This window comes from Streptomyces sp. NPDC001868 (assembly GCF_040297125.1).
Classification (GTDB): domain Bacteria; phylum Actinomycetota; class Actinomycetes; order Streptomycetales; family Streptomycetaceae; genus Streptomyces.
Window position 1 is genome coordinate 1 of the sequence record NZ_JBEOYO010000146.1, and the last position, 1,211, is coordinate 1,211.

Genomic DNA, 1,211 nt, shown 5'->3' on the forward strand with positions numbered 1-1,211 from the left:
AACGGCACCAGTTTCGGGCCCCGACGAGGAACTGACGCACCAGCAGTAGAAGTCACACACCAACTAACGATCAACTACTGGCGCAGGACACTAGGTGCCCGTAAGGGGTCCTTTCACCATGCCGGGTTCTTGCGGGCGAGGCTAGCGCGTGTCTCTTTGATGGGTTGGTCAGTTGATCGGATGTGTCTGTCCGATTAGTGATCATCGATGTGATGTGGAACCGCGCGGTCATCCCGCAGCCCTCCGACCAGATCGGCCACCGACGCCAGCGGGGCCGCCGAGGCGGCCGCCCACCCGGCTTCGATGCCGAGGCCTACAAGCAGCGCAACACCGTCGAACGATGCATCAACCGCCTCAAGCAGTGGCGAGGCCTGGCCACGCGAACGGACAAGCTCGCGATCGCCTACCAGGCCGCACTCCACCTCGCTGCCATCCTCATCTGGGCACGCCGATGACCACGGAACCAGAACCTAGACCCGTTCCAGCGGGCGGTGGGGGAGGGGCGGGGACTCGACTCGGATGGAATCGTCGGGGTGGACGGTCCCTCCACGGCGGACCACAGCCATGACACCACACTTGAAGGTGAACTCGCCGGACAAGGGGTCCATGGCGAAGACCTCACCGAGCAGCCCCTTGCGGAAGTCGTTGATCTTCGAGCACGGGTTGCGCAGTCCTGTCACCTCGAGCACCGCCTGCTCCCCGAGATGGAGCAGAGCGCCGGTGGGCAGACCCAACAGGTCCACCCCGCGCGTGGTGATGTTCTCGCCGAGATCGCCCGCAGAGACCTTGAAGCCCTTGAGCGCGAGTTCGTCGAAGAGTTCCTCGTGCATCAGGTGGACCTGGCGCAGGTTGGGCAGGTCCGGCTCGTAGGTCATGCGGAACTGGTGGCGGATCGTCTCACCTGCGTGAACGTCTCCTTCCACGCCGAGCCCCGTGAGTAACGTGATGGAATCGCGATTGGGCTTGCTGAACGAGTACACCTCGTTACGGCTCACTGCGGCGACCTGACCAGGCATTACGCCCTCCACATGTTGTCGTTCTGCGGCGGTCGATCATAGAGGCGGTGCAACCAGTCTTGTGAGGGAGGCGCCAGACCCCGCACCAACATGACCAAGCCCTACTAGTGTCCTGCGCCAGAGATCCGTCGGCAGAGGCGGGCCAGGGAGTCGAGGATTTCTTCGGCGGTCTTGGTCCAGATGAACGGCTTGGGG

The 1,211-nt window shown here is 63.4% G+C and carries 1 protein-coding gene and 1 pseudogene; one reads left to right on the top strand and one right to left on the bottom strand.

The features are described from left to right. Positions 1–221: 221 nt before the first annotated feature. Positions 222–455, top strand: a pseudogene (locus ABT147_RS47205) (transposase); the annotation flags it as partial. Positions 456–470: 15 nt separating this feature from the next. Here the strand turns inward: ABT147_RS47205 and ABT147_RS47210 are convergent. Further along, entirely contained in the window at positions 471–1,016 is a 546-nt protein-coding gene (locus tag ABT147_RS47210; RefSeq protein ID WP_329895301.1) for an MOSC domain-containing protein, read from the bottom strand. Between the last annotated feature and the right edge of the window lie 195 nt (positions 1,017–1,211).

Coding starts and splice junctions, on each gene's coding strand:
- ABT147_RS47210 (WP_329895301.1), bottom strand. CDS start 1,016: ATGCCTGGTCAGGTCGCCGCAGTGAGCCGTAACGAGGTGTACTCGTTC.